We start from the raw sequence: 1,125 nt of genomic DNA, 5'->3' as shown, positions 1-1,125 counted from the left end.
GGATCGTGGCTGGGATGTGGAATCCCTCTACGATCCCGATCCGGGCCGGTGGGGGAAGAGTTATGTCCGTGAGGGTGGATTCCTTTATGGGGCTGCCGAGTTCGATGCGGAGTTTTTTGGTGTGTCGCCGCGTGAGGCGGTGGCGATGGATCCGCAGCAGCGGTTGTTGTTGGAGGTGGTGTGGGAGGCGTTGGAGGGTGGGGGTTTGGTTCCGGGGGAGTTGCGGGGTGGTGATGTGGGGGTGTTTGCGGGGGTGATGTATTACGACTATGCGTCGCGTTTGGGGGTGTTGCCGGAGGGTGTGGAGGGTTATGTGGGGACGGGGAATACGGCGAGTGTGTTGTCGGGTCGGGTGGCGTATGCGTTGGGGTTTGAGGGGCCTGCGGTGACGGTGGATACGGCGTGTTCGTCGTCGTTGGTGGCGTTGCATTTGGCGGGTCAGGCGTTGCGGTCGGGGGAGTGTTCGTTGGCGGTGGTGGGTGGGGTGACGGTGATGTCGTCGCCGGCGACGTTTGTGGAGTTCAGTCGGCAGCGGGGGTTGTCGGTGGATGGCCGGTGTCGGGCGTTTGGGGCGGGGGCGGATGGGACGGGGTGGAGTGAGGGTGTGGGGGTGTTGGTGGTGGAGCGGTTGTCGGTTGCGCGGCGTTTGGGGCATCGGGTGTTGGGGGTGGTGCGGGGTTCGGCGGTGAATCAGGATGGTGCGTCGAATGGGTTGACGGCGCCGAATGGTCCGTCGCAGCAGCGGGTGATCGGGCGGGCGTTGGCGGTGGCGGGGGTGTCGCCGGGGGATGTGGATGTGGTGGAGGGGCATGGGACGGGGACGACGCTGGGCGATCCGATCGAGGCGCAGGCGCTGCTGGCCACCTACGGGCAGGAGCGGGATCGGGGACGTCCTTTGTGGTTGGGGTCGGTGAAGTCGAACATCGGTCATACGCAGGCGGCTGCGGGTGTGGCTGGTGTGATCAAGATGGTGATGGCGATGCGGCATGGGGTGTTGCCGCGGACGTTGTATGTGGAGGAGCCGTCGCCGCATGTGGATTGGTCGTCGGGTGCGGTGGAGTTGCTGACCGAGTCCCGGGAGTGGCCCGAGCCGCAGGGGCGTCCGCGTCGTGCGGGGGTGTCGTC

At 66.2% G+C, this 1,125-nt stretch carries 1 protein-coding gene; it reads left to right on the top strand.

What is annotated here, in order from left to right:
• Positions 1-1,125: type I polyketide synthase (locus tag ACH4PU_RS36195; RefSeq protein ID WP_398282345.1), on the top strand; the 1,125-nt coding region annotated here is incomplete at both ends.

This window comes from Streptomyces sp. NPDC021100 (assembly GCF_044333095.1).
Lineage (GTDB): Bacteria > Actinomycetota > Actinomycetes > Streptomycetales > Streptomycetaceae > Streptomyces.
Note: the sequence above shows the minus strand (reverse complement) of the source record. Positions and strands in the feature narration are given on the sequence as shown.